Annotated in this window: 22 protein-coding genes, 2 tRNA genes and 1 pseudogene; 10 read left to right on the forward strand and 15 right to left on the reverse strand. The window is 72.1% G+C overall.

The annotated features are described in order from the left end of the window. Positions 1-27 precede the first annotated feature (27 nt). On the forward strand, positions 28-1,926 hold the full coding sequence (gene treZ, locus ACXJKD_RS16125) for a malto-oligosyltrehalose trehalohydrolase (protein ID WP_457255632.1): 1,899 nt from the start codon (positions 28-30) through the stop codon (positions 1,924-1,926). On the opposite strand, the gene ACXJKD_RS16130 is transcribed toward treZ, so the two are convergent. Genes ACXJKD_RS16130 through ACXJKD_RS16140 form a run of 3 tightly spaced genes read right to left on the reverse strand, consistent with a single transcriptional unit; the run spans position 1,905 to position 4,278 of the window. Next, on the reverse strand, positions 1,905-2,390 hold the full coding sequence (locus tag ACXJKD_RS16130; protein ID WP_457255633.1) for an N-acetyltransferase family protein: 486 nt from the start codon (positions 2,388-2,390) through the stop codon (positions 1,905-1,907). The genes treZ and ACXJKD_RS16130 overlap by 22 nt on opposite strands. Then, the gene (locus ACXJKD_RS16135; RefSeq protein WP_457255634.1) at positions 2,387-3,370 is read right to left on the reverse strand and encodes an acyl-CoA thioesterase; all 984 of its coding nucleotides are present in this window, start codon (positions 3,368-3,370) and stop codon (positions 2,387-2,389) included. Before ACXJKD_RS16135 ends, ACXJKD_RS16130 begins: the two co-directional genes overlap by 4 nt. After that, complete coding sequence (locus ACXJKD_RS16140) at positions 3,367-4,278, reverse strand: LysR family transcriptional regulator (RefSeq protein WP_457255873.1); 912 nt, start codon at positions 4,276-4,278, stop codon at positions 3,367-3,369. Before ACXJKD_RS16140 ends, ACXJKD_RS16135 begins: the two co-directional genes overlap by 4 nt. Before the next feature lie 83 nt (positions 4,279-4,361). Between ACXJKD_RS16140 and ACXJKD_RS16145 the strand changes: the two genes are divergently transcribed. Beyond that, positions 4,362-5,327 carry a DMT family transporter gene (locus tag ACXJKD_RS16145; protein ID WP_457255635.1) on the forward strand — a complete coding sequence of 322 codons (966 nt, stop codon included), beginning with the start codon at positions 4,362-4,364 and terminating at the stop codon, positions 5,325-5,327. Here ACXJKD_RS16145 and yczR read toward each other — a convergent pair. Continuing rightward, positions 5,310-6,761, reverse strand: coding sequence for a MocR-like transcription factor YczR (gene yczR, locus ACXJKD_RS16150; protein ID WP_457255636.1), 1,452 nt, complete (start codon positions 6,759-6,761; stop codon positions 5,310-5,312). The two genes, ACXJKD_RS16145 and yczR, sit on opposite strands and share 18 nt — an antisense overlap. Positions 6,762-6,823: 62 nt before the next feature. Here yczR and yczE point away from each other — a divergent pair. Beyond that, positions 6,824-7,423: pseudogene (yczE, locus tag ACXJKD_RS16155) on the forward strand (membrane protein YczE); the annotation flags it as partial. Positions 7,424-7,495: 72 nt separating this feature from the next. Here yczE and ACXJKD_RS16160 read toward each other — a convergent pair. Beyond that, positions 7,496-9,613 carry a RecQ family ATP-dependent DNA helicase gene (locus ACXJKD_RS16160; protein ID WP_457255637.1) on the reverse strand — a complete coding sequence of 706 codons (2,118 nt, stop codon included), beginning with the start codon at positions 9,611-9,613 and terminating at the stop codon, positions 7,496-7,498. 48 nt (positions 9,614-9,661) lie between these two features. Between ACXJKD_RS16160 and ACXJKD_RS16165 the strand changes: the two genes are divergently transcribed. Both ACXJKD_RS16165 and ACXJKD_RS16170 read left to right on the forward strand, forming a co-directional pair. Continuing rightward, positions 9,662-10,180, forward strand: a complete 519-nt coding sequence (locus ACXJKD_RS16165; RefSeq protein WP_457255638.1) for an acyl-CoA thioesterase — start codon at positions 9,662-9,664, stop codon at positions 10,178-10,180. Continuing rightward, on the forward strand, positions 10,180-10,809 hold the full coding sequence (locus ACXJKD_RS16170; RefSeq protein WP_457255639.1) for a hypothetical protein: 630 nt from the start codon (positions 10,180-10,182) through the stop codon (positions 10,807-10,809). Before ACXJKD_RS16165 ends, ACXJKD_RS16170 begins: the two co-directional genes overlap by 1 nt. On the opposite strand, the gene ACXJKD_RS16175 is transcribed toward ACXJKD_RS16170, so the two are convergent. The 6 genes from ACXJKD_RS16175 to pepN form a co-directional block, all read right to left on the reverse strand. Beyond that, positions 10,791-12,227: an MFS transporter gene (locus tag ACXJKD_RS16175; protein ID WP_457255640.1), complete on the reverse strand. Its 1,437-nt coding sequence runs from the start codon at positions 12,225-12,227 to the stop codon at positions 10,791-10,793. The genes ACXJKD_RS16170 and ACXJKD_RS16175 overlap by 19 nt on opposite strands. Next, a complete protein-coding gene (locus ACXJKD_RS16180; RefSeq protein ID WP_457255641.1) occupies positions 12,224-13,018 on the reverse strand; it encodes a glycerophosphodiester phosphodiesterase family protein in 795 nt (264 codons plus the stop codon). Before ACXJKD_RS16180 ends, ACXJKD_RS16175 begins: the two co-directional genes overlap by 4 nt. A gap of 33 nt (positions 13,019-13,051) precedes the next feature. Continuing rightward, positions 13,052-14,752: a glycoside hydrolase family 13 protein gene (locus ACXJKD_RS16185; RefSeq protein ID WP_457255642.1), complete on the reverse strand. Its 1,701-nt coding sequence runs from the start codon at positions 14,750-14,752 to the stop codon at positions 13,052-13,054. Positions 14,753-14,841: 89 nt separating this feature from the next. Further along, a complete protein-coding gene (locus ACXJKD_RS16190; protein WP_457255643.1) occupies positions 14,842-15,252 on the reverse strand; it encodes a globin in 411 nt (136 codons plus the stop codon). Next, the gene (locus ACXJKD_RS16195; protein WP_457255644.1) at positions 15,249-16,187 is read right to left on the reverse strand and encodes a mechanosensitive ion channel family protein; all 939 of its coding nucleotides are present in this window, start codon (positions 16,185-16,187) and stop codon (positions 15,249-15,251) included. The genes ACXJKD_RS16190 and ACXJKD_RS16195 overlap by 4 nt, the downstream gene beginning before the upstream one ends. After that, complete coding sequence (gene pepN / locus ACXJKD_RS16200) at positions 16,180-18,744, reverse strand: aminopeptidase N (RefSeq protein ID WP_457255645.1); 2,565 nt, start codon at positions 18,742-18,744, stop codon at positions 16,180-16,182. The genes ACXJKD_RS16195 and pepN overlap by 8 nt, the downstream gene beginning before the upstream one ends. Before the next feature lie 139 nt (positions 18,745-18,883). On the opposite strand from pepN, the gene ACXJKD_RS16205 reads away from it, so the two are divergent. From ACXJKD_RS16205 to ACXJKD_RS16215, 3 genes are all read left to right on the forward strand, one after another. Next, a complete protein-coding gene (locus ACXJKD_RS16205; protein ID WP_457255646.1) occupies positions 18,884-19,510 on the forward strand; it encodes a mycothiol-dependent nitroreductase Rv2466c family protein in 627 nt (208 codons plus the stop codon). 65 nt (positions 19,511-19,575) lie between these two features. Beyond that, the gene (locus tag ACXJKD_RS16210) at positions 19,576-20,043 is read left to right on the forward strand and encodes a ribose-5-phosphate isomerase (RefSeq protein WP_457255647.1); all 468 of its coding nucleotides are present in this window, start codon (positions 19,576-19,578) and stop codon (positions 20,041-20,043) included. A 185-nt stretch (positions 20,044-20,228) separates the two neighbouring features. Continuing rightward, on the forward strand, positions 20,229-21,284 hold the full coding sequence (locus tag ACXJKD_RS16215; RefSeq protein ID WP_457255648.1) for a PP2C family protein-serine/threonine phosphatase: 1,056 nt from the start codon (positions 20,229-20,231) through the stop codon (positions 21,282-21,284). 61 nt (positions 21,285-21,345) lie between these two features. On the opposite strand, the gene ACXJKD_RS16220 is transcribed toward ACXJKD_RS16215, so the two are convergent. After that, the gene (locus tag ACXJKD_RS16220; RefSeq protein ID WP_457255649.1) at positions 21,346-21,888 is read right to left on the reverse strand and encodes a DUF4395 domain-containing protein; all 543 of its coding nucleotides are present in this window, start codon (positions 21,886-21,888) and stop codon (positions 21,346-21,348) included. An 89-nt stretch (positions 21,889-21,977) separates the two neighbouring features. After that, positions 21,978-22,181 carry an antitoxin gene (locus ACXJKD_RS16225; protein ID WP_457255650.1) on the reverse strand — a complete coding sequence of 68 codons (204 nt, stop codon included), beginning with the start codon at positions 22,179-22,181 and terminating at the stop codon, positions 21,978-21,980. A 144-nt stretch (positions 22,182-22,325) separates the two neighbouring features. Here ACXJKD_RS16225 and trmB point away from each other — a divergent pair, with 144 nt between their 5' ends. After that, positions 22,326-23,006, forward strand: a complete 681-nt coding sequence (trmB, locus tag ACXJKD_RS16230) for a tRNA (guanine(46)-N(7))-methyltransferase TrmB (RefSeq protein WP_457255651.1) — start codon at positions 22,326-22,328, stop codon at positions 23,004-23,006. Here trmB and ACXJKD_RS16235 read toward each other — a convergent pair. Beyond that, positions 22,988-23,061 (reverse strand) — tRNA-Pro (locus ACXJKD_RS16235). The genes trmB and ACXJKD_RS16235 overlap by 19 nt on opposite strands. Before the next feature lie 89 nt (positions 23,062-23,150). Between ACXJKD_RS16235 and ACXJKD_RS16240 the strand changes: the two genes are divergently transcribed. Further along, positions 23,151-23,224 (forward strand) — tRNA-Gly (locus ACXJKD_RS16240). A gap of 103 nt (positions 23,225-23,327) precedes the next feature. On the opposite strand, the gene ACXJKD_RS16245 is transcribed toward ACXJKD_RS16240, so the two are convergent. Further along, on the reverse strand, positions 23,328-24,785 hold the full coding sequence (locus ACXJKD_RS16245; protein WP_457255652.1) for a dihydrolipoyl dehydrogenase family protein: 1,458 nt from the start codon (positions 24,783-24,785) through the stop codon (positions 23,328-23,330). Positions 24,786-25,002 lie beyond the last annotated feature (217 nt).

The following is a 25,002-nucleotide window of genomic DNA, read 5'->3' on the forward strand; positions in this document are numbered from 1 at the left end:
CCGACCGTAAGTGAACACAGAGCCCCGATGAACACCCCACAGATGACGTCCCTGTCCGCGACGAAGCCGGCCGGCGAGCCGGTCCTTACCGGGCCCGAGCTCACCGTGTGGGCCCCGGCCGCCCAGGACGTGGAGGTCGAGTGGTCCCTCGACGACGGCCCGGCGCGGCGCTCGGCGATGGACCGCAAGGACGACGGCTGGTGGCGGTGGGAGGCCCCTGCCGCGGAGTGGGGCACGGCGGCATACCCCTGTCTGGACTATGCGTTCCGCGTCGACGGCGGTGAGGTCACCCCTGACCCGCGCTCGGCTTGGCAGCCCCACGGCGTGCACGGCGAGAGCCGCTGGTTCGACGCGAGCCGGCACACCTGGCGCGACGCGACCTGGGCCGGACCGCAGCACGGTGCGGGGGTCCTCGGTGCCGTGGTCTACGAGCTGCACGTCGGGACCTTCACGCCGGAGGGCACCCTCGACGCAGCCCAGCGCCGGCTGCAGCACCTGGTCGACCTCGGGGTCGACGTGGTCGAGCTGATGCCGGTGGCCTCGTGGCCGGGTCGGTGGAACTGGGGCTACGACGGCGTCGGGCCGTGGGCGGTCGACGACGAGTACGACGGCCCTGCGGCGCTCCAGCGCTTCGTCGACGCGTGCCACGGCCTCGGCCTCGGGGTCTGCCTCGACGTGGTCTACAACCACCTCGGCCCGGTCGGCAACTACCTGTCGCGGTTCGGTCCCTACTTCACCGACGCCCACCCCACGCCGTGGGGCAACGGGTTCAACCTCGACGGCCCGGGCAGCCTGCACGTGCGGCGGTGGATCATCGACAACGCGTTGCGGTGGTTCGCCGACTTCCACGTGGACGCCCTGCGCCTCGACGCCGTGCACGAGCTCAAGGACGACTCCGACCAGCACGTGCTGGCCCAGCTGGCCGACGAGGTGGCGTCGCTGAGCGCGCGCCTGGGTCGGCCCCTCGACCTCATCGCGGAGAGCGACGTCAACGACCCCCGCACTGTCACGCCGACGGCCGACGGTGGGCTCGGCATGGACGCCCAGTGGGACGACGACATCCACCATGCCCTCCACGTCACGCTGACCGGCGAGACGCAGGGCTACTACGGCGACTTCGCCGGCCACTGCCGGGCCATGCCGGACGGCGGACCGCTCGCGGTGCTGGCCAAGACGCTCACGAGGGCGTTCCTCCACGACGGCCGCTGGTCGAGCTTCCGGGACGCCGAGTGGGGTGCCCCGGTCGACCGCCGGAAGGTCGACGGACGGCGGTTCCTCGCCTACCTGCAGACCCACGACCAGGTCGGCAACCGGGCCGTCGGCGACCGCATCTCCGCAGTCGTGACACCGGGTCGCCAGGCTATGGGGGCGGCCCTCTACCTCACTGGTCCGTTCACGCCGATGGTGTTCATGGGGGAGGAGTGGGCGGCCTCGACGCCGTTCCAGTTCTTCACGGACTTCGACGAGCCGGAGATGCAGCGCGCCGTCACCGAGGGGCGACGTCGCGAGTTCGAGGCCCACGGCTGGGCCGCCGAGGACGTGCCGGACCCGCAGGACGAGCAGACCTACCGTCGCTCGCAGCTCGACTGGGCCGAGCTGCACGAGGGCGAGCACGCGCGGATGTTCGCGTGGTACCGAGCGTTGATCGCGTTGCGGCGGGGCGAGTTCGACCTGGGCAACGGCAGCCTCGAGTCGGTGGCGGTCGACTTCGACGAGGGCGACGGCTGGTTGGTCGTCCGCCGTGGCGCCTACCGGGTGGTCGTCAACCTTGCCGAGTCGCGCTGGACGGTGCCCCTCGATGCGGAGCCCGAGAGCGTGGTGCTCGCCTGGGAGCCGACGCAGACCCGGCTGCGCGGCCATGGCGTGCACCTGCCGCCGTTCACGGCGGCCGTGGTGCGGATGGGTCAGTCGACGGCGAGGTCGTAGGTCACCAGGTCGGTCTCCACGGCGAGCCGGTCGTAGGTCGACCGGGCCCGGGTGTTCGACGCTCGCGTGATCCAGCGGACCGTGGTCCACCCGCGCTCCCGGGCGCGTCGCTGCACCCCGGAGAGGAGCGCGTCGACGGCTCCGGTGCCACGGTGCTCCGGTGCCACGAACAGGTCGTCGAGGAAGCAGGACACCGATCCGTGGAGCGGCCGGACGAATGGCCGGATGTGGGCGATACCAACGGGATCCGAGCCCGGACGCGCGCGGACCACGAGGCACTCGAGCTCGTGGGCCGGGTCCGTCAGCCAGCCCCAGACGATGGCGCTGACCTCGTCGGGGCGGGAGGACTCGTAGAAGTCGAGGTAGCCGCGGTGCAGTCGTGCCCAGGCCTCGTGGTCGTCGGCGCGCAGGTCGTCGACCACCCACTGGCCCGGGTCACGCGGCGCCGCGTCGGGCACGCTCACGCGTCCTTGACGCGGACCATGCCCTCCTGGGCGACGGTCGCGACGAGGGTGCCGTCGGCGGCGAACATGCGACCGATCCCCAGGCCGCGCCCGCCCGAGGCCGAGGGCGACTCCTGGGTGTAGAGGATCCACTCGTCGGCGTGGACCGGCCGGTGGAACCACATCGCGTGGTCGAGGCTCGCCGGTCGCAGCCGCCGGTCGGTCCAGGTCAGCCCGTGCTTGCGGATCACCGGCTCGAGGAGGGTGTAGTCGGAGGCATAGGCCAGCACGGCTGCGTGGATCAGCGGGTCGTCGGGCAGCCGCCCCAGCGCCCTCATCCAGACGCTCTGGTGGGCGGTGAGCTCGGGGCCGGGTGCCACGAAGAGGTTGTTCTCGACGTGCCGGTGCTCGATCGGGCGCTTGACCAGGTGTCGGGCCCCCGGGTGGTCGATCCCGCCGAACTCCTCGGCGAGCGAGCGGAGCTCGTCGGGGCCGGGCACGGCGGGCATCGGGTCCTGGTGGTCGAGACCACCGGAGGCCTCCTGGAACGACGTGATCATCGACAGGATCGGCAGGCCGTCCTGGATGGCGTGCACCCGCCGCGTCGAGAACGAGTTGCCGTCGCGCATCCGTTCGACGGCGAACCGGATGGGCTGGGTGTCGTCACCGGGACGCATGAAGTAGCCGTGCAGGGAGTGGATGTGTCGGGGTCCGTCGCCGTCGTCGACGTCCTGCATCGTCCGGCCGGCGGCGATCACGCACTGTGCGAGGACCTGGCCGCCGAAGACGCGCCCGTGGGGCATCTTCTGGCTGCGCCCCAGGAAGACCGTCGCCCCTGACTCGCCGAAGTCGGCGCGGTCGCCGACGCCCTCGACGGTGATCCTGGCCGTGCCGAGCTCCTCGAGGTCGAGGGTGTCGAGCAGGTCGGTCAGAGGGTCGAAGCCTGCGTCGGGGCCGGCGTCGACGCCGGCGGCGGAGTCAGGGGTGCTCTCGTCGCTCACGCCTCGACCCTAGCGGGAGCGGTGACGCGCTCACGCAGCAGTTCGACGGCCCTCCGGGCGGCCGGGTGGTGCTCGACGGACGCCTTCACGGCGACGTAGACGTGGCGCACCGGCGTGGGTGCCACGAGGGGGATCGCGACGACCCCGTCGGGCAGCCGGGTGGCCCCCAGCCCGGGCAGGACCGTGACCCCGACGCCGGCCGCGACGAAGGAGATCGCGGTGGGGTAGTCGTGGGTCTCGATGCGGAAGTCGGGGCTGAAACCCGCCTCGGCGCAGGCATCGAGGATGACCTGGCGACAGAAGCCACGGTTGAAGTCGTTGTCCACCCACTGCTCGCTCGCCAGGTCTGCGAGCGGGACGCTGGCCAGCCGGGCCAGCGGGTGGTCGGTCGGCACCACCACGGCATAGGGGTCGTCGAGCAGGTGGTGCACCCGGGACTGCGCGCGACCGGGGCGCAGGTGCTCGTCGGCACCTCCGACGAAGATCTCGAGGTCGGGGTCGGGGTGCTCGTCGCCGAGCAGCTCGATGAGCCGCAGGTCGAGGCGCAGCTCGGGGAACTCCTGCATCAGCCCGGCGACGACCGGCGGGATCCAGGCCGCTCCGGCGGAGGCGAAGTAGCTGATCGACAGCCGCCCCACGCGACCGGCGCGCAGGTCACCGACCACCCCCTCGACACCGCTGAGCGACTCCAGGACCCGGCCGGCCTCGTCGGCCAGGGTGCGCCCCGCGGCCGTCGGCTGGATGCCACGGCCCTTGCGCTCGATGAGGAGCAGGCCGGTCTCGCGCTGCAGGGTGGCGAGGTGCTGGCTCACGGCGGACGGCGTGTAGCCGAGGGTGGTGGCCGCCGCACCGACCGACCCGGTGGCGACGACGGTGCGCAGGACACGGAGGCGGTGCACGTCGAGCATACTCACGACCATACAGTCAGGCTTAACGAAAGTGAAGAAAGCATCGCTTGTGCTGATGTGTCAGGTTCCTCGACGATGGACCGGTGACCACCGCGACCAGTCCAGTCCTCGAGCCGTGCGACGCCCCCCTGCCTGAGCCGTCGCCGCGACGCCTGGTCAGCCCGCCGGCCCGGGCGTCGGGGGCAGCGCTCGTCACGATCGTGCTCTGGGCGTCGGCCTTCGTCGTGATCCGCAGCAGCGGTGCGCACCTGTCGCCGGGACCGATGGCGCTGGCCAGGGTCGCGGTCGCCGCGGTGGTGCTCACCCCCTTCGTGCTGCTGGGGCGCGGACGCGCCGCAGGTCCGCTGCTGCCCCGGGGCTGGCGCGCAGTGCTTCCCGTCGTCGGGTACGGCGCGCTGTGGTTCGCCGGCTACAACGTGGCACTCAATGCCGCCGAGCGGCACGTCGACGCCGGCACCGCGGCCCTCCTGGTCAACGTCGCCCCCGTCCTCATCGCCCTCGGCGGCGGGCTCTTCCTGCGTGAGGGCTTCTCGCGACCGGTCTTCCTCGGGTGTGCGGTGGCCTTCGCCGGGGTCGCCCTGATGGCGTCCGACTCCAGTGGACGGCGCGATGGCGCAGGCATCGCCTTCGCCCTCGTGGCCGCGGTGCTCTACGCGTCGTCGGTGCTCCTGCAGAAGGTCACCCTCCGGAGCGTCGACGCCCTGCGGGCCACCTGGCTCGGGTGCCTGGTCGGGACCGTGGTCACGCTGCCGTACGCCGGCGAGCTGGTGCACGAGGCACAGGGTGCCCCGACGTCGGCTCTCCTCGGCGCGGCCTACCTCGGCGCCTTCCCGACGGCCGTCGCGTTCACGACGTGGGCCTACGCACTGCGTCGTATGCCGGCTGGTCGCCTCGGTCCGCTCGGTTACCTCGTGACCGTGCTCTCGGTGCTGATGTCCTGGGCCTTCCTGTCGGAGGTGCCGAGCACGCTCGCCCTCGTCGGGGGAGCCGTCTGCCTCGTCGGCGTTGTGGTCAGCCGCCGGCGCCCCCGCTCACGCGACGAGCGGTGAGCCGCCCTGCCTCGACGGCCGGGCCGACTGCGCGTCGTCCCACGCGAGGGCCAGGCGCTCGACCGCCTCGTCGACCACCTCCGGTGCGTGACCGGTGAAGGGCAGTCGCAGGAACCGCTCCATGCCCCCCTCGACCGCGAACTGGGCCCCGGGGGCCAGCACGATGCCCCTCTGGTCGGCTGCCGCGCACAGCGGGGTCGACAGCGCCTCGGGCAGTTCGACCCACAGGCACAGGCCTCCCTCGGGAATGCGGAACCTCCACTGCGGCAGGCGATTTCGCAAGGCATCCACAAGGGCGTCGCGCGTCGAGACGATGGCCGCGCGCCGGTCGGCGATGATCTGCTCCCGGTGCCCGAGGAGGTCGGTCAGCACCAGCTGCTCCAGCACGGGGGCGCCGAGGTCGAGGGTCAGCCGGGCCCCGACCAGCGCCGGCATCAGCTCGCGAGGGGCGCGGATCCAACCCACTCGCAGCCCTCCCCAGAACGACTTGCTCGCGCCGCCGAGGGTCACCGTGCGGGGGTGGTGGGCGCCCAGGGGGCGGGGCATGCGGAGGTCGGGGTCGTGGGCGAGGTCGACCAGCGTCTCGTCGACGACACCGACGGTGTGCGTGCCGGCCAGGGCGTCACCGAGCTCGGCCCGCTGGGCGTCGGGCAGGAGTGCGCCGGTCGGGTTGTGGAAGTCGGGGATCAAGTAGGCGGCGCGCGGTGCGGTCTGGCGCAGGGCGGCCTCAGCGGCGCCGATGTCCCAGCCGTTGCGGTCGAGGGGCAGGGCCACGGCGCGGGCCCCGGAGCGTCGCAGGGTGTCGATCGCGTTGGGGTAGGTCGGGCTCTCGAGCAGCACGCGGTCGCCGGGGGAGAGCAGCGCGCGAGCCGTCACCGCGAGCCCCGAGAGGGCGCCGCTGGTCACCATGACCTGGTCGGGTGTCGTGGCCAGCCCGCGCTCGGTGAACCGCTCGGCGAGGGCCTCGCGCAGCGACATCAGGCCGAGGGGGTGGTAGCCCGTGCCGGCGAGGTAGCGCGGCAGCTCGGCCACGGCCCGCTCGTAGGCGGCGACCGTGCCCGGCGGGGCGCTCATCGAGGCACAGGTGAGGTCGATCACGCCTGCGTCGCGCTGCTCGGACGACGGGTGGAGGGCGGTGCCCTGACGACGCCCGGCCGGGTCGCCCGGCAGGGCCACGACGCTGCCGGAGCCCTGCCGCGAGGTGAGGTAGCCGCGGTCGCGCAGCTCGGCATACGCCCGCGTGACGGTCGTGCGGCTCACCCCGAGGGCCGTCGTGAGGTCGCGCTCGCTGGGCAGGCGGGTGCCGACGGGCACGCGCCCGTCGGCGACGAGGAGCCGGACCGCGTCGGCGAGCCCGCGGTAGGCCGGCGCCGTCTCGAGGGCGGCGCCCAGCATGGGGACCAGCCGGGTCGCGGAGATCGCTCGGGTCGACATGCAGACCACTTTCTCACGATTGGCTATGGAGGAACAGACCAATGCAGGCCAATCTTGGCACCATGACCCGTACCTCCCTCGCCTCCCTCACCCCACGGCAGCAGCTGCGGGCCGGTCGGACCACCCGCCGGCTCGTCCAGCTCGCCGTAGGCCTGACCCTCTACGGGGTCTCGATGGGGATGATGGTCCGCTCCGGGCTCGGGCTCGACCCGTGGGACGTCTTCCACTACGGCATCGCCCAGCACCTGCCGGTCAGCTTTGGCACCGTGACGATCATCGTCGGCGTGGCTGTGCTGCTGCTCTGGATCCCGCTGCGGCAGTGGCCGGGACTCGGCACCGTCGCCAACGTGGTCGTCATCGGGCTGGCCACCGACGCGACGTTGGCGCTGCTCGACGCTCCCGACGCCATGGCCGTGCGGGTGGTGCTCCTCGTCGGGGGGATCGTCCTCAACGGGCTGGCTGGTGCGCTCTACATCGGGAGCCAGTTCGGCCCCGGACCCCGCGACGGCCTGATGACGGGGCTGGTGCGCCGCACCGGGCGCAGCTTCCGGCTGGTGCGGACCAGCATCGAGGTGACCGTGCTCGTCGTGGGTTGGCTGCTCGGCGGAGTGGTCGGGCTCGGGACGGTGCTGTATGCCGTGCTGATCGGCCCGGTCGTGCAGGTGTTCCTGCCGATCTTCACGGTGCCGCTCGACGGCGTGCCGGGCCCGGCCGGCGCTGCGGACGGATCGGGGTCAGGCGTCGAGGGCCAGGACGAACGGCAGCACGCCGGTGGCGCCCGCACGGCGCAGGGCGGCGGCCGCGACCGTGAGCGTCCAGCGCGAGTTGGCGACGTCGTCGACCAGCAGGACGGGTCCGTCGAGGCCGCGCAGGCCTGACGCCTGCTCGGCGCCGACCTCCAGACGACCCCACACGCCGGCCAGCCGGAAGGCGCTGTTGCCACCGGCCTCGCCGACCGGTCCACCATCGACGGGGTCGAGGGCGCCCAGCCACTGCATCCGACCCAGCTCGGCGATGCCCCGGCCCAGCGACTCGACCAGGAGGGGCCGGGTGCGCGAGGGGACCATGGCCACGGCCACCGGCCGCTCGGCCCAGCCCCAGTCGCGCAGGATCGGCACGCAGGCCCGCACCAGCTCGGGCGGCACCGCGGCATCGGTGGCCCGCAGCAGCGACCGGAGCTGTTGACCCCAGCCCAGGTCGGTGAGCCGGGCGACCGCCCGACCGGTCTCCATCGCCTCGTCGGGGCTGATCTTCCCGCGCACCGGGACACCCAGCCGGTCCATCCCCGTCGGCCACTGGGCCCTTGACTCCAGCTCGACCCCGGCCCGCTCGAGGCGACCACGGGCCGTGGTGACTGCGACGTCAGGGATGTCGGTGGGGAACCACACGCCGGCACACGAGTCGCACCGTCCGCACGCGGCTGCGGAGTCGTCGTCGAGCGACTCCTGGAGGAACTCCATCCGGCACCCGGCGGTCTGCTCGTAGGTGACCATGAGGTCCTGCTCGCGCACGCGGGCCGCCGTCACCCGCGCGTAGCGCTCGGCGTCGTAGGTCCAGGGCTGGCCGGTCGAGGTCCAACCACCTGGCACCCGCTGGACGGCGCCGTCGACGTCGAGCACCTTGAGCAGGAGCTCGAGCCGGGTGCGCCGGATGTCGACGATGGACTCCAACGCTGCCGTGGAGAGCGCCTTGGCCGAGCCCGCGAGCGCCGTGAGCACCGCGTCGGCCTGCTCCTGGCGTGGCATCGAGGCGGAGGCGAAGTAGGCCCAGATGTCCTTGTCCTCCGGGCCGGGCAGGAGCAGCACGTCGGCCCGCTCGGTGGCCCGACCGGCACGACCGACCTGCTGGTAGTAGGCGACCGGCGACGAGGGCGCGCCGAGGTGGAGCACGAAGCCCAGGTCGGGCTTGTCGAACCCCATGCCCAGCGCCGAGGTCGCCACCAGTGCCTTGACCTGGTTGTCGCGCAGCATCGCCTCGAGGCGCTCGCGGTCGGCCGGGTCGGTGCGTCCGGTGTAGGCCCGCACCTCGTGACCCGCCTCGCGCAGGGCGACGGCGATGTCCTCGGCGGCCGAGACGGTGAGCGTGTAGACGATGCCGCTGCCCGGGAGCGAGTCGAGGTGGGCGAGCAGCCACGCCAGCCGCTGCTCGGGCGAGGTCAGGGCCATCACCCCCAGGCGCAGCGAGTCGCGGGCGAGGCCGCCACGCAGGGTCAGCACGTCGTGGCCGCCGGCCCCGAGCTGCTCGACCACGTCGGTCACGACGCGGGCGTTGGCGGTGGCCGTGGTCGCCAGCACCGGGGTGTCGGCGGGCAGCACCGTGAGCAGGTCACGGATCCGGCGGTAGTCGGGGCGGAAGTCGTGGCCCCAGTCGGACACACAGTGCGCCTCGTCGACCACGAGCAGACCGCACCGGCGAGCAAGGTCGGGCAGCTGCTCGTCGCGGAACCTCGGGTTGTTCAGGCGCTCTGGGCTGACCAGCAGGACGTCGACCTCGTCGGCGGCCAGCGCCGCCGAGACCTGCCCCCATTCGTCGGCGTTCGCGGAGTTCATGGTCACCGCGCGGATCCCGGCCCGGCCGGCGGCCGCGATCTGGTCGCGCATCAGCGCCAGCAGCGGCGAGACGATCACGGTCGGCCCGGCGCCCTCGGCCCGGCGCAGGGCGGTGGACACGAAGTAGACCGCCGACTTGCCCCAGCCGGTGCGCTGCACGACGAGCACCCGCCGACGCTGGCCGACCAGCGCCTCGACGGCCTCGAGCTGGCCGTCGCGGAAGTCGACGTCGTCGCGGCCGACGAGGCGCCGCAGCACGGTGGTGGCCTGGGTGTGCAGGTCGGGTGCCGCGGTGGTCTCCATGGCGACCACCGTATGCCGCCGGCCCGACAGCCCTGCGAGGATGTCCACATGGCCAGCGAAGAGAGTCCCGTCCAGGTCTCCGACGACCGCCCCGAGCCGAGCGGGCCCACCGGCCGCTACCGGGTCAACGTGCCGCTCCGCTGGAGCGACATGGACGCCTATGGGCACGTCAACAACGTGCAGTTCCTCCGACTGCTGGAGGACGCCCGCGTGATCGGCTTCGAGGACTGGTTCGGCCAGGACCGGTCGGTGCTCTCGGAGGGCATCCTCGTGGCGCGCCACGAGATCGAGTACCTCGCGCCCCTGCTGTTCCGGGTGCCGCCCATCGTCGTGGAGATGTGGGCCACGAAGATCGGGGGGGCCGGCTTCGACCTCGCCTACGAGGTGCGCGACGGGCGGCCGTCGGCCGACGGTGGCGAGGGCGACGTGGTCTACGCCCGCGCGGAGACCACGCTGGTCCTCTACGACTTCGTGACCAGCACCCCGCGACGGATGGACGAGTCGCTGCGGGCCATGCTCAGGTCGCACTCGGGTGAGCCGGTGCCCTTCCGCTGGCGCCGACGCTGATGGAGCTGACCTTCCCCGACCTGCAGGGTCTCGACGACCTGCGCACCTACGTCGCCCGTGCCAAGGCCGCCGACGAGGACGGCGCGATCCGGCTGCAGGCGACCGGACCGACCCTGGCCGCCTACGTCGGGGTCCTGCCCGGTAGCGGCCTGATGGCCGAGGGGGTCGTGATCGGCCTGCGGGCGATGCCCCTGGCCGAGCCGGCCGACCTCGACGTCACGGTGCCGTTGGCCGCAGTCACCGACCGCCTCGCGCGCGAGGGCGGCACCACCCTGTCCGTGCCGCCAGTGACCGTCAGCGTCGCCTGGGCGGCGATGGCGCCACCCCGTGGCGGGTGGGAACGCGTCGGGGCGGTCGCCGCCGACGACATGTATGCCGTGGCGCGGCAGGGGATCGAGGAGGTCGCCTCGGGTGCGCCGGCGGATGCCGGTGGCTCAGCCGTCGCGGCACTTCGCCGGCAGGTGTGGGGGCGTCTGACGACCACGACCCCGCCCGTGCCCGCGGGCGGTGCGTTCGCGGCATACGTGCTCGGGTTCGTGAAAAGTGCTGGCGACGCGCCGGTGACGGTGTGGGCGCACGGCCGCTGGACGCGGCTCTCGACGCCCGGCGGTCACGTCCTGATCCGCTGACCGGCGACCACGACGAGGGCGGCGACGACGCTGAGTCCCAGCCACATGCTCACGAAGACCGGGATGTCCTGACCCGCGGTCGTGTGGCGGGCCGCGAAGACCGCGCCGGCCGCGGCGATCCCGAGCACCGAACCGAGGACGTCGGCGAGCTGGAGTGACGACGATGTCGTGCCGTGGTCGGCGGGCGACGTGAGGGTGAGCGAGAGGACCGAGAGGCTCGCGGTGCCCAGCCCCATGCCCATGCCGCACGCCACGAGCGCCACGGCGATGAGCCACGGGTGCCCGTCGAGGTGGGTGACCGCCACGACGCCGAGCAGCCCCGTCGCGAGGAGGAGGCCTCCGACGCTGACGAGCTGGTGGCGGCGCCCCGCCCAGCGGTCCCGGCCCTGGACCCAGGAGCCGGCCGACCAGCCGAGCGAGCCGACGGCGAGGATCGTGCCGGCAGTGGCGAGGGACTGGCCGCGCTCGTTGACCAGCATGAGCGGGATGTAGGTGATGGTGCCGAAGAACGAACAGGTCAGCAGGAAGCGCGCCAGCATCACCGAGGGCAGCCCGCGACGCATCAGCCACGTGCCGCGCGGGAGCAGCATGGGTGCGGTGGCCGCGATCCCCACGACGCCGAGGACGGCGACCGCTGTCTTGACCGACCAGGTGAACTCGAGGTCGTGCGTGCCCCACTGGAGGGCGCCGGCGGAGGCCGCGATCAGGACGCCGAACCAGGCCGCCCTGGCGTGCGCGCGGTGGTCACGGCTGGACCCGTCGATGCCCTCGTCCGCCGCTACGATCTGCGACCGCCGGGCGAACACCAGCGCGATGGCGGCCACGACCGGCACGACCACCAGCCAGAAGACCCAGCGCCAGGACCAGGTCGTCGTGACCCACGCGGCGATCGGTGGACCGAGCAGCGAGGGCAGCACCCACGCAGCCGAGATCACGCTGAACACCTTGGGCCGCAACGACTCCGGGTAGGCGCGGCCGATGACGACATAGCCGGCGACGATGATCAACCCGGCTCCGAGGCCGGCCACGCCACGCCCAGTCAGGAACGGCCCGAACGACTGCGCGCCCCCACACAGTCCGCACCCGGCCGCGAAGAGCAGCTGGCCCGCGAAGAGCGATGGCAGGGGACCCGACCGGTCGCACCAGACCCCGGCCAGCACGATGCCGAGCAGCTGGGTGGTCAGCATGACCGAGAAGGCGAGCCCGTAGGACCGCACCGCGTCCAGCTCGCGGGCGGCGTCCGGCATGGCGGTGGAGACCGCCATGCCCTCGAAGGCGATCACCGTGATGAGCGCCAGCAGGGAGACGGACAGCAGCACGTAGCGAGGGTGGAAGACGCCGACCCGCCCCGCGCCGGTGGTGCCCGCACCCGCACCCTCGACACGCTCTGGGGTTGGGCGGGGGGTGGGCGCGGTCACTGGCGCAACGGTACGCCGCGCTCGGCCAGGACGTCGGCGAGGGTGTCGATGCGGTCGGACACGATGCCGTCCACGCCGAGGTCGAAGAGCCGGTGCATCTCGGCAGCGTCGTCGATGGTCCACACGTGGACGTGCTTGCCCATGGCGTGGACGCGCTCGACCAGGCCGGGCGTGACCAGGTCGAGGCGGCGACCGCCGACGACGTGCCCGGTCGGGATCTGCAGGACGGCCGCGGGGGAGCGCAGCCACGAGGCGACCCGCTGCGGTGCCAGGCGCAGGGCGGTCACCTCTGCCGGTCCGGTCGCGGTGGCCAGCTCGGGGCCGAGGAGCCGGCGCACGGCCCGCAGTCGCCGATCGGAGAACGAGCCGACGCAGACGCGGTTGATCGCCGCGTGGCGCCGGATCACCTCGGCCAGGGGCGCGATGGCGCCGGGTGCCTTGACGTCGATGTTGATGCGGGTGTCGGGGAACTCCTCGAGCAGGTCCGAGAGGAGGGGGATCGGCTCGGTGCCGTGGATCCGCGCTGCCCGCACCACGGCATACGGGAGGTCTGCGATCAGGCCGCGCTGGTCGGTGACCCGGTCGAGCCGCTGGTCGTGGAAGGCGAGCAGCGTGCCGTCCGCCGTGGCGTGGACGTCGGTCTCGAGGTAGCGGTAGCCCATCCGCACCGCTGCGCGGAAGGCCGCGAGGGAGTTCTCGAGGTGGAGGTTGGCCGCGAGCTTGGCCCCGCCCCGGTGCGCCAGCCCGATGGGGGTCGGCGCATCGAAGTAGGCGAAGTCCGCTGCTCTCACGGCGTCAGTCTGCCGTGAGAGCAGCGGACCTGATCAGAGGGCTGCCCAGACCGTCGTGTCGGTCGGCACGAGGCCCTGGTCGGTCAGGTCACCCGAGGCCACCACCACGGTCGCGCCGTCGGGCAGGGCCACCGGCTCGGTGCCGAGGTTCGCGACGACGAGGGTGTCCTCGCCCTGGCCGGTGTTCACCAGGGCGACCACGTCGTCACCGAACCCGTCGACGAACCGCAGCCCACCCGTGCCCAGGTCGCGGTCGCGCCTGGTCCGCAGCAGGGAGCGGTAGAGCTCGAGGGTCGAGCCCTCGACCCCGTCCTGCTGGTCGACGGCGTAGTCGCCGTAGACGGTGGGCTGCGGAAGCCAGGTCTGGTCGGTCGGGCCGAAGCCGAACGACGGCGCGTCCTTCTCCCAGGGCATCGGGACGCGGCACCCGTCGCGGCCGATCTCCTTGCCCTTCGAGCGGATGAAGGTCGGGTCCTGGCGGAACTCGGCCGGCATGTCCGTCGACTCGGGCAGCCCGAGCTCCTCGCCCTGGTAGAGGTATGCGCCGCCGGGCAGCGCAAGCATCAGCTGGGTCGCCGCGCGGGCGCGCCGCAGTCCGAGGGCCCGGTCGGGCTGGGGGTCCTCGGCGCTGATGCCGTTGGGACGGCGCTTGCCGACCGGCAGGCCCAGCCGTGAGACGTGCCGCACCACATCGTGGTTGGACAGCACCCAGGTGCTCGGAGCGCCCACTGAGTCGGCTGCCACGAGAGAGGCCTCGATGACCTCACGCAGGTCCGGAGCACGCCACTGGCTCATCAGGAAGTCGAAGTTGAAGGCCTGGTGCATCTCGTCGGGCCGGACGTAGCGCACCGCGCGCTCCTGCGGGCGCACCCAGGCCTCGGCCACGAGGATGCGGTCGGGCTCGCCGTACTCGGCCAGCACCTGGTGCCAGCGGCGGTAGACGTCGTGGACCGGGTCTTGGTCCCACATGGGAGGCATCGGGGCGCCGGGCTTCACCTCGCCGTCGAGGATGTGCAGCTCGGCGTCGTAGTCGGGAAGCCCCTTCTCCTTGATGAGGCCGTGGGCGACGTCGACCCGGAAGCCGTCGATGCCGCGGTCGAGCCAGAAGCGCAGGATCGACTCGAACTCGTCGCCGATCTCGGGGTTGTCCCAGTTGAGGTCGGGCTGCTTGGTGTCGAACAGGTGGAGGTACCACTGTCCGGGCTGTCCGTCGGCCTCGGTGATGCGGGTCCAGCCGTCGCCGCCGAACACCGAGTGCCAGTCGTTGGGCGGCAGCTCGCCGTGCGGGCCCTTGCCGTCCCGGAAGATGTAGCGGTCGCGCTCGGGGCTGCCGGGGGCAGCGGCGAGCGCGGCCTTGAACCACTCGTGCTCGTCACTGGTGTGGTTGGGGACGAGGTCGACGATCACCTTCAGGCCGAGCTCGTGCGACCGCGCGACCATCGCGTCGGCGTCCTCGAGGCTGCCGAACAGGTCGTCGATGTCGCGGTAGTCGGCGACGTCGTAGCCCGCGTCGGCCTGGGGCGACTTGTAGAACGGGCTGAACCACACGGCGTCGACTCCGAGCGCCTTGAGGTAGTCGAGCCGCGCGGTGACACCGGGCAGGTCGCCGATGCCGTCACCGTCGGCGTCGGCCCAGGACCTGGGGTAGATCTGGTAGATCACGGCGTGCCGCCACCAGGCGGCGTCGGCCGAGGCTGCGGGGTGGATGAGGGTGGTGGAGAGGGTCGTCGTCACGGGGAACCATGCTGACGCATCGAACGCGTTCGGGGAAACCGGATCCTCACCGGGGGCCCGGTGTCTCGCAGGCTGGAACGGCGCCGGGCTCACTCCTCGTCGAGCGAGTTCACCATCGAGTGGGCGGCGCGCTCGAGGTAGTCGCGCAGCAGCAGGTCGTTCGCCGGGGGGAGGTCGAGGGTGTCGACCGCCGCCATGATGTGGTGCAGCCAGCGGTCGCGCTGCAGCGGAGTCACCTTGAACGGGTGGTGCCGCATCCGCAGCCGGGGGTGGCCGCGTTGGTCGGAGTAGGTGGTCGGGCCACCCCAGTACTGCTCGAGGAACATGCGGAACCGCTCCTCGGCCGGTCCGAGGTCGTCCTCGGGGTAGAGGGCGCGCAGCGGGGGGTCGGTGGCCACTCCCCGGTAGAACTCGTGGACCAGCTTCCGGAAGGTCTCGTGCCCGCCGACCTGGTCGTAGAAGCTGCCGAACTGCTCGCCACCCGGCGACTGGGCGTTCATCGAGCAGCCGCGGGGCCGAAGGGCGTCATGACCGGAGCCTTGACACCGTTCTCGTCGAACGCCGCCTTGACCCGCTCGCGGATCTCGCGCGAGACGCCGTACTGCTGCTCGGGGGCGGTCTTGGCGATCACGCGGATGGTCACGACCGAGCCGGTCATCGACTCGACCCCGACGACCTGCGGCTCCTCCAGCAGCTTGTCGGTCCAGTCGGGGCTCTGGTCGAGCTCGTGCACCACCGTGCGGATCAGCGGGATCACCTTGTCGAGGTTCTCGGAGTAGGCGACCGGGATGTCGACCATCGCCGTGGACCAGCCCTGGCTCTTGTTGCCGACCCGGATGATCTCGCCGTTCCGGATGTACCAGACGACACCCTGGCCGTCGCGCAGCCGGGTGACCCGGAGCGAGACCTCCTCGACGGTGCCGATGGCCTCGCCGGTGTCGATGACGTCACCGACGCCGTACTGGTCCTCGAGGATCATGAAGATGCCCGACAGGAAGTCCTTGACGAGGCTCTGGGCGCCGAAGCCGAGCGCGACCCCACCCACGCCGGCCGATGCGAGCAGCGGTGCCAAGGGGATATTGAAGATCGCCATGACGGTGAGGATCGTGATCAGCCCGACCACGAACGTCACCATGCTGCGCAGCAGCGACCCCATGGTGAGGGTGCGCTGGCGGTGCCGCTCGTGAGCCGCACCGGTGGCCTGGGCCAGCACCCGACCGGCCCGCGAGCTGGGCTCTCGGGTGCGTCGGGCGTCTGACCGGGCGAGGGTCACCTTGACCACGCGTCCGATGGACCGCAGCGCCAGCCACCGCAGGATGACGGCCGCGACGACGGTGATGACGATGTCCAACGGCTTGCCGGTGAACCAGTCCCACGCCGACTCGGGCGTGACCTCGGACAGGGCGGCGAGGACCTGCGTGACAGCCTCAGGCATCGGCATCACGCTGCTGCGCGCGCAGGGCGCGGGCGATCGGGTCGCGGTTCTCGGTGACCAGGCGGCGCAGGGCTGCTGGCGCGTCGGGGTGCGCGGACACCCAGGCCTCGGTGGCGTCGTGGAGGCGCTGGTCGGCCAGGACCGTGGGGTAGAAGCCGCGGACCAGGATCTCGATGATGGCGTGCGACCCCTTGCCCTCCACGGTGTCGAGCATCGCGTGGTACTTCTCGACGTAGGGCTCCAGGAGCGCGTTGTCGTGCACCGTCGCGAACCCGGCGGCGACCGACTCGAGGACCGAGTTGGGCAGGCCGGTCTCCTCGACGCCGCGGCGCCAGGCCTCGGCCTTGGCCTCGGCGGTCGGGAAGGAGGCGCGGGCCTGTTCGGAGTGCTCGCGCCCCGTGGCCGTGTTGTCGCGCGCCAGCTCGGCGTCGATGTCGGCCGTCGTCGCCGCGCCGCACGCGGCGAGGGTGGTCAGCAGCCGCCACCGCATGTCGGTGTCGACGGAGAGGCCGTCCAGCACCTGCGTGCCGTCGAGGAGGCCCCGCAGGTATGCCGCGTCGTCGCCGCCGCGCTGGTGCGCGGCATACGCACCGACCAGCTGGAGCTGGGCGTCGCTGCCGGGTTCGGCCGCCACAGCGAGGGCGCGCAGGTCGGCTGCCGCGCTCGCGAGAGCCGCATCGCGGTGGGCCGGCGCGACGTAGAGGTGCAGCGCCGTCTGCAGCTGGCCCAGGAGCACCCGCAGCAGGGTCGAGTCGGTCTCGCCGGGGAGCGAGGCGAGGACGAGCGAGGCGAAGTCGCGCGCCGACATCTCGGCGTCACGGGTCATGTCCCACGCCGCGCCGAGGACCAGCGCCCGCGGCAGGCTGTCCTGGAACCCGCGGGGGTGGGACAGGGCGGTCGCCAGCGAACGCTCGTCGAGGCGGATCTTGGCGTAGGCGAGGTCATCGTCGTTGACCAGCAGGAGGTCGGGAGCGGGGCGGCCGATGAGCTGCGGCAGGTCGGTGGACTCGCCGTCCACGTCGAGCTCGAAGCGGTCGGTGCGGACGAGCCGGTCGCCTGCGGCGTCGGTGCCGTCGATGTCGTACAGGCCCACCGCCAGCCGGTGCGGGCGCAGCGTCTCGAACCCCTCGGCGTAGGTCTGGACGATGCGCGCGGAGGAGACCAGGCCCTGGTCGTCGGTGGCGATCTCGGGGTGCAACGTGTTGACGCCCGCGGTCTCCAGCCACAGCTTCGACCAGGACCCGAGGTCGCGACCGGAGGTGGCCTCGAGCTCGCGCAGCAGGTCCTCGAGCCGGGTGTTGCCCCAGGCGTGCTTGGCGAAGTAGGCCCGCAGACCGGCGGTGAACGGCTCGCGCCCGACGTAGGCGACGAGCTGCTTGAGCACCGAGGCGCCCTTGGCGTAGGTGATGCCGTCGAAGTTGACCTCGACGTCCTGCAGGTCGCGGATCGGCGCGACGATCGGGTGGGTCGAGGACAGCTGGTCCTGGCGATAGGCCCAGGCCTTCTCGGAGGTGCCGAAGGTGGTCCAGGCGCTGGTCCACTCGGTGGCCTCGGCCTGACAGGTGGTCGACGCCCACTCGGCGAACGACTCGTTGAGCCAGAGGTCGTTCCACCACTTCATCGTCACGAGGTTGCCGAACCACATGTGGGCCAGCTCGTGGAGCAGGGTGAGGGCGCGACGCTCGACGAGGGCCTCGGTGACCTTCGAGCGGAAGACGTAGATCTCGCTGACGGTGACCGCGCCGGCGTTCTCCATCGCGCCCATGTTGTACTCCGGCGTGAAGAGCTGGTCGTACTTCTCGAACGGGTACTCGCAGTCGAACTCCTCCTCGAAGAAGGCGAAGCCGAGCTTGGTGCAGTCGAAGATGTTGTCGGCGTCCAGGTGCGCCAGGAGCGACTGGCGGCAGAAGATCCCCAGGGGCACGGTGCCGCGCCGCGTCTGCACCTCGTCACGCACCACGGCATACGGGCCGGCGATGAGCGCGGTGATGTAGCAGGACATCCGCGGGGTGGTGCCGAAGGCCCACGTGGCCGCGCCGTCGCGCACCGGCGTCGGCTCGGGCGTGGGGGAGTTGGACACGACCTGCCAGTGGTCGGGGGCGGTCACCGTGAAGGCGAAGGTGGCCTTGAGGTCGGGCTGCTCGAAGACCGCGAACATCCTGCGGCAGTCGGCCACCTCGAACTGCGAGTAGAGGTAGACCTCGCCGTCCACCGGGTCGGTGAAGCGGTGCAGCCCCTCCCCGGTGTTCATGTATGCCGCGGTGGCGTCGACGGTGAGCGTGTTGCGCTCCGCCGTGGCCGGGACCCGCACGCGGACCCCGTCGAAGTGGGTGGCGGGATCCAGCGGCTCGCCGTTGAGCATGATCGACTCGACGGACGGGGCGATCAGGTCGACGAAGGTCTCGGCGCCGGGCTCCGTGCTCGTGAACGTCACCGTGGTCGTGCTCCGGAACGTCGTGTCCGAGGTGGTGAGGTCGAGGGTGACGTCGTAGTGGTCGACGGCGACGACAGCGGCGCGGGCGGTGGCCTCGTCGCGGGTGAGGTTCATGCCGGGCAACGGTGCTCCTGCGCGGTAGTGGGGTGACAGCGGGGATGGTGGCTGTGGTCGATGGTGTCGGCGGCCATCCTCGCACGGGTGGACGGCCGGGGGACCACCGCTGGTGCCGGCCTCGAGGGCCAGTGGCAGGATTGGGCGTGTGACTGCCACCCCTGTGTCCGAGACCCGTACGTCCGCCGAGTTCTGGTTCGACCCCCTGTGTCCGTGGGCGTGGATGACGTCACGCTGGATGATGGAGGTCGAGGAGGTCCGTCCCGTCGACGTGACCTGGTCGGTGATGAGCCTGGCGGTCCTCAACGAGGGTCGCGACCTCCCCGACAGCTACCGGCAGATGATGGATCGGGCCTGGGGACCGGTGCGCGTCATCATCGCCGCGGCCCGCGACCACGGCGACAAGGTCATCAAGCCCCTCTACGACGCGATGGGCACGCGCATCCACCTCGGTGGCGAGAAGGACTACGCCAAGGTCATCGGCCCGGCCCTCGAGGAGGTCGGCCTGCCTTGGGAGCTGGCCGATCTGGCCGACTCCGACGTCCTCGACGCGGAGCTGCGCGCGAGCCACCAGCGGGCCATCGACCTCGTCGGTGACGACGTCGGCACGCCGGTCGTCGCGGTGAACGGCGAGGCCTTCTTCGGCCCGGTCGTCTCGCCCGCTCCCAAGGGTGAGGCAGCTGGACGGCTCTGGGACGGTTGCGTCCTCGTGGCCGGCACGCCCGGCTTCTACGAGCTCAAGCGGTCCCGCACCGTCGGCCCGATCTTCGACTGACGCCGACTGGCGACGACAGCAATAGGATCGCCGCGAGCGACGAACTTCGACTGAGGAGCACCCAGATGCGCGTCCACATCGGCGGCGACCACGCGGCATACGAGCTGCTCGGCGAGCTGGTCTCGTTCCTCGAGGCCGAGGGCCACGAGGTGACCAACCACGGGCCGCACCAGCTCGACCCCGAGGACGACTACCCGGTCTTCGTGCTGCGTGCGGCCGAGGCCGTCGCCGCCGACCCGGACTCCCTGGGTGTCGTGCTCGGTGGCTCGGGCAACGGCGAGCAGATGGCGGCCAACAAGGTCGCCGGCATCCGCGCGGCGCTGTGCTACAACGCCGAGCTCGCCACGCTCGCGCGCGAGCACAACAACGCCCAGGTCATCTCGATCGGGGGGCGGATGAACACCGTCGAGGAGGCCAAGGCGATGGTCGCGGCGTTCCTCGCGACGCCGTTCTCCGGCGCGCCGAGGCACCAGCGCCGCATCGACATGGTCAGCGCGTACGAGGGGTCCGGCACGCTGCCGCCCGAGGCCTGAGCTCGCCGGCTGACCCCGCCGCTGATCCTCCGATCTGGCGCGCGCTGACCGACCTCCCACTACGCTGGCGGCGGGTCGGATCGGGGCCGACCCATCCCGCAGACGCTGAAGGTGCTCACGCCCTGCCTTGCCGAAGGAACTTCACAGTGGTTGTCGAGAGGACTTATCTCGCTCGGCGATCCATCATGTCCCGGGTCCAGCGCAGTCGGACCAGGTTCGTGCGCTGGGGCCAGCCATTGACCGCGGCGGCCCTCATCGCCGCGAACACCCTGCTCTGCTGGACCATGTCCCTCTGGCCGGACAACGTCCCCTTCTCGGCGTACGTCCCGGTGGCGGTCCTCGCGGGCCTCTTCCTCACGCCTAAGGTGCTGGCAGCGGTCGACGTCGCGATCCTCATCGCGGGGGCCTACACGGTGGTGGACCACGACGCCCTCCCCGCCATCCTGGGCGCGTACGGCGTGCTGACCAGCGTCATGATCATCATGTTCTGGGTCGCCGCGTCGCGGGCCCGCCTGGGGGTGCAGGGCAACCTCGGGGAGTCGATGCTGGTCGACCTGCGCGACCGGCTGCGCACCCAGGGCGAGCTCCCGGAGCTCCCGACCGGGTGGGGCGCGGAGCTGTCCGTGCTGTCCGCCTACGGTGACTCCTTCTCGGGCGACTTCCTCGTCACCAGCCGCCACGACGACGTCCTCGAGCTCGCGCTGGTCGACGTCTCGGGCAAGGGCATCGCCGCCGGCACCCGGTCACTGCTGCTGTCGGGTGCGTTCGGGGGCCTGCTCGGGTCGCTGCCCTACGACACCTTCCTCCCGGCCGCGAACTCCTACCTGCTCCGCCAGGCGTGGGACGAGGGCTTCGCGACCGCGGCGCACGCCATGATCAACCTGACCACGGGGGAGTACAGCCTGGGCTCGGCCGGACACCCCCCGGGTGTCCGCTTCTCGGCCGGCTCGGGCCGCTGGGAGGTCCTCGAGGGTGACGAGGGACCGGTGCTCGGCGTGACCGAGGGCCCGGCCTTCCCGCGGATCCGCGGTCAGCTCGGCCGCGGCGACGCGCTGCTGCTCTACACCGACGGGGTCATCGAGGTCCGCAACCGCGACCTGCGCGACGGCATCGACCGCATGCTCGGGACGGCGGAGCGGATGATCGGCAAGGGCTTCGAGGGGATGGCCGCGAAGATGTGCACCGCGGCGCGCGCGGGCGAGACCGACGACCGCGCGGCCGTCGTCGTCTGGCGGCGCTGAGCCCGAGCCGAGCCCGAGCTCGGGTCCCCGGCTCTGGTCCCCGTCAGCGCCGGCCCGGCAGTCAGGCCGGCGAGCTCGTCGCGGCGCCGGCGGCCGCCCTGGCCGCCGTGGCTGCCGCCTGCCGCTGGGCAGCGCGGCGGGTGATGTCGGCGCACTCGAGGCAGACCGACTCGGGGATCACGCCGAGCCGCATCAGCCACCCGAAGACGATGCAGCCCACGCAGATCCCGGCGAGCGACTCCAGGGCCGGGAAGACCACCATGACCACGCCGATGAGGATGACCGGCAGGCTCGTCCCGGCCATCCAGAGGATCGTCGCGGCGAGGGTGAAGACAGCCCCGACGGCGGCGGCGAAGCGCTTGGGCGGCCCCGCGGTGTAGCGCGGGGCCGCCGAGACGCGGGGTCGGACCCAGCGGTTGACGAGGATCGCCACCGGGCTGGCCGACGGTCCCCAGCCCGCGCGCAGCACGAAGTCCGCCGCGAGCACGGCATACAGCCACCACTGGTGGGCTGCGAGGGCGACGACGGCGAGCACGAGGATGACGCCCGCGATGAGGCGGACGGTGACGTCGTCGACGATGTTGGGGAAGCGGGAGATGCGCATGCCCCATTATGGATTACATAAGCACCTGTTATCGACTGGTGGGTCGCTGGTCAAGACGGGCGGGTGGAGGCCCGCACCGGCCGCCGGGCTCAGGGGATGTCGTCGTCCTTGCCGTCGAGCCCGTCGAGCGCGTCCTTGGCCCGGTCCGATCCCTGGTCGATCTGGTCGCCGTACTTGCCACCGGTCTTCTCGTCGACGAAGTCGCCGGCTCGGTCGAGCCCCTCGCCGACCTTCTCGCCCTGGCTGTCGACCAGCGCCTCTGCCTTGTCCTTGATGTTGTCGAACATGCTCATGGCGTGCCCTTCTGTTGGGTGCGACGGCTTCCCGTTCGGCGTCGACCGGGTGGTCGACCGGCCCGTCAACCGTAGAACGACTCGCGAGTGCCGTCGACGTGACGCGGTTCCCCGGCCTGAGGGTGCCTTCCCTAGGCTGGGGCGGTGGTTATCGAGGGGCGCGTGCGGTCCTACAACGCCCGCCGCGGACGGCTGTCGGCGCTCACCGTCGCACGGATGCAGACCCTCGCCCCCCGCCACTCGGTCCCTGCCGACGGCCCGCTCGTGCCGGAGCAGGCGTTCGGTCGCAAGGCCCCCGTCGTGCTGGAGGTCGGCTGCGGTCACGGCGCCGCAGCGCTCGCCTACGCCGCCACGTACCCGGCGCACGACGTGCTCGCCGTCGACGTGTTCACCCCTGCGCTGGCTCGGATGCTGGCCGAGGCGGAGCGCCAGGGGCTCGGCAACGTCTGGGTCCACCAGGGCGACGCGGTGCTGCTGCTGGCCGACCGGGTGCTCCCCGGCTCGCTCGCCGCGGTGCACGTCTTCTTCCCCGACCCGTGGCCCAAGGCCAAGCACGCCAAGCGCCGCTTCGTCTCGCGAGAGACCCTCGACCTGGTCGCCGACCGGCTCGAGCCCGGTGGTCACCTCCTGCTCGCCACCGACCACGACGGGTATGCCGCCCACGTGCGGTCAGAGCTCGCGAGCCACGGTGGGTTCGACGTCACAGAGGGGGAGCGGCCGCCGTGGCGGCCCACCGACGGCTTCGAGGCCAAGGGGCTGGCAGCCGGTCGTCGGGTCAGCGAGTTCCGTGCTGTGCCAGATCCTCGTCGGGGTAGCCGGATTTGAACCGGCGACCTTCCGCTCCCAAAGCGGACGCGCTACCAACCTGCGCCATACCCCGTCGACGGTGTGCCGATTTCAGGTCACACGATCGCGGGCATTAGGCTAACGCCTCGGATCAGCCGCTCCTTCGGGGGTCTGCCGGCCCGTGCGGGTGTAGCTCAATGGTAGAGCCCTAGTCTTCCAAACTAGCTACGCGAGTTCGATTCTCGTCACCCGCTCCACCGWCAGCGAGGGCCCGCACCGGACATCGGTGCGGGCCCTCGCTGACGGTGCCGAGGCGGGTCAGCCCTTCCCCCTCCGGCGTGCCCTTGCGGCCCCGGGGGCTCAGACGCCGTACTCCTCCAGCAGGCGCAGCCAGATCTCGCTCATCGTGGGGTAGGACGGGACGGCGTGCCACAGCGTCGTCAGCGGGACCTTGCCGACGATCGCCACCGTGGCGGCGTGGACCAGCTCGGCGACGTCCTGCCCGACGAAGGTCGCACCGACGAGGACGCCGGCGTCCTCGTCGACGATGATCCTCGCCTGCCCCTGGTAGCCCTCCGCCTGGAGTCCTGCGCCGGCTGCGGAGTCCATCGGCAGGTCGACCACCCGGATGGTGAGGCCGCGCTCGCGGGCCTCGGCCTCGCTGAGCCCGGCCGCGGCGACCTCGGGGTCGGTGAAGACGACCTGCGGCGACCCGACCCCGACCGCCCAGGGAACGGTGGTCCGCGGGTCCGGCTCACGACCGGCCGCGCGGGCGCCGAGCAGGTCGCCGACCGCCCTGGCCTGGTACTTGCCCATGTGCGTGAGGAGGGCTTTGCCGTTGACGTCGCCCACGGCATACAGCCAGGGCTGGTCGGGTGAGATCCCCTCGACCTCCATGCGCTCGGTGACCCGGACGTAGCCCGCGTCGTCGAGCTCGCCGCCGACCTCCTGCACCCCGAGGCCCTGCGTGGCCGGCGTGCGGCCCACGGCCACGAGCAGCTCGTTGGCGGTGACGCTGGTGCCGTCGGACAGCTGGACGGTCACCTCGCCGGTGGGCCCGAGGCGCGAGACGGACTCGGCCCGCGTGCCCAGGCGGACGTCGACGCCGTCGCGCTCCAGTGCCTCGGCGACGGCTCGTCCCGCGAACTCCTCGTGGCGGCCGAGGAGCCCGTCGGCCAGCTCGATGATGGTGACCTTCGACCCGATCGCGGCATAGACCTGGGCCAGCTCGCACGCGACCACGCCGCCCCCGAGGACGGCCAACCGGTCGGGGATCCGCCGGCTCGTCGTGGCCGCACGGTTGGTCCACGGGTGCGCCTCGCGCAGCCCGGGGATCGGAGGAATCGTCGAGGTGGTGCCGGTCGCGAGCACCACGGCCTGTCGGGCACGGAACGGCGTGCCGTCGACCTCGATCGCGAGCTCACCGGTCAGGCGGGCCTCCCCGCGCAGCAGCGTGATGCCGACGTGGTCGAGCCAGCCGACCTGGCCGCTGTCGTCGAACGTGTCAGTCGTGCCGATCCGGTTGATCCACGAGTCCCGCCGGGCCAGCACCCCCGCGGGGTCGATGCGAGCCCCGGCGGAGCCCTGCACCCGCTGCGAGGCGCGGGTGGCGTGGATCGGCCGCAGCAGGGCCTTGCTCGGCGAGCACGCGTAGAAGCTGCACTCGCCACCCACGAGGTGCTTCTCCACGATCGCGACCGTGAGGCCGGCCTTGTGGACCCGGTCCGCGGCGTTCTCGCCCACAGGGCCGGCGCCCACGACGATGACGTCCCACTCGGGGGGCAGGTCGGACGTGCTCGAGAGGTTGGTTTCGGCCATGACCTCAACGTAGACGGCGTGCGGTCGGCCTGCGCGAGGAGCAGCCCACGACGGCGGCCGGCCCAGGTCAGCAGCAACCCGGCCAGCAGCAGGGCCAGGGCCAGGGTGGTCTGGGGCACGAGGCTCGATCCCGTGACGGCCAGTCCGTCGGGGCACCCCGGACACCTGTCGGGGACCGTTGGGTGCTGCGGCACGGGCGACGCCGGCGGTGGAGGAG

The organism is Pedococcus sp. P5_B7 (genome assembly GCF_054049895.1).

What these genes read in the sequence shown, in the direction of transcription:
- ACXJKD_RS16195 (WP_457255644.1), bottom strand. Translation starts at nt 16,187, where the DNA reads ATGCCTGAGGCTGTCACGCAGGTCCTCGCCGCCCTGTCCGAGGTCACG.
- treZ (WP_457255632.1), top strand. Translation starts at nt 28, where the DNA reads ATGAACACCCCACAGATGACGTCCCTGTCCGCGACGAAGCCGGCCGGC.
- ACXJKD_RS16140 (WP_457255873.1), bottom strand. Translation starts at nt 4,278, where the DNA reads ATGCTCGACGTGCACCGCCTCCGTGTCCTGCGCACCGTCGTCGCCACC.
- ACXJKD_RS16220 (WP_457255649.1), bottom strand. Translation starts at nt 21,888, where the DNA reads ATGCGCATCTCCCGCTTCCCCAACATCGTCGACGACGTCACCGTCCGC.
- ACXJKD_RS16245 (WP_457255652.1), bottom strand. Translation starts at nt 24,785, where the DNA reads ATGGCCGAAACCAACCTCTCGAGCACGTCCGACCTGCCCCCCGAGTGG.
- ACXJKD_RS16160 (WP_457255637.1), bottom strand. Translation starts at nt 9,613, where the DNA reads ATGGAGACCACCGCGGCACCCGACCTGCACACCCAGGCCACCACCGTG.
- ACXJKD_RS16165 (WP_457255638.1), top strand. Translation starts at nt 9,662, where the DNA reads ATGGCCAGCGAAGAGAGTCCCGTCCAGGTCTCCGACGACCGCCCCGAG.
- ACXJKD_RS16170 (WP_457255639.1), top strand. Translation starts at nt 10,180, where the DNA reads ATGGAGCTGACCTTCCCCGACCTGCAGGGTCTCGACGACCTGCGCACC.
- ACXJKD_RS16225 (WP_457255650.1), bottom strand. Translation starts at nt 22,181, where the DNA reads ATGAGCATGTTCGACAACATCAAGGACAAGGCAGAGGCGCTGGTCGAC.
- ACXJKD_RS16215 (WP_457255648.1), top strand. Translation starts at nt 20,229, where the DNA reads ATGTCCCGGGTCCAGCGCAGTCGGACCAGGTTCGTGCGCTGGGGCCAG.
- ACXJKD_RS16210 (WP_457255647.1), top strand. Translation starts at nt 19,576, where the DNA reads ATGCGCGTCCACATCGGCGGCGACCACGCGGCATACGAGCTGCTCGGC.
- yczR (WP_457255636.1), bottom strand. Translation starts at nt 6,761, where the DNA reads ATGTCGACCCGAGCGATCTCCGCGACCCGGCTGGTCCCCATGCTGGGC.
- ACXJKD_RS16190 (WP_457255643.1), bottom strand. Translation starts at nt 15,252, where the DNA reads ATGAACGCCCAGTCGCCGGGTGGCGAGCAGTTCGGCAGCTTCTACGAC.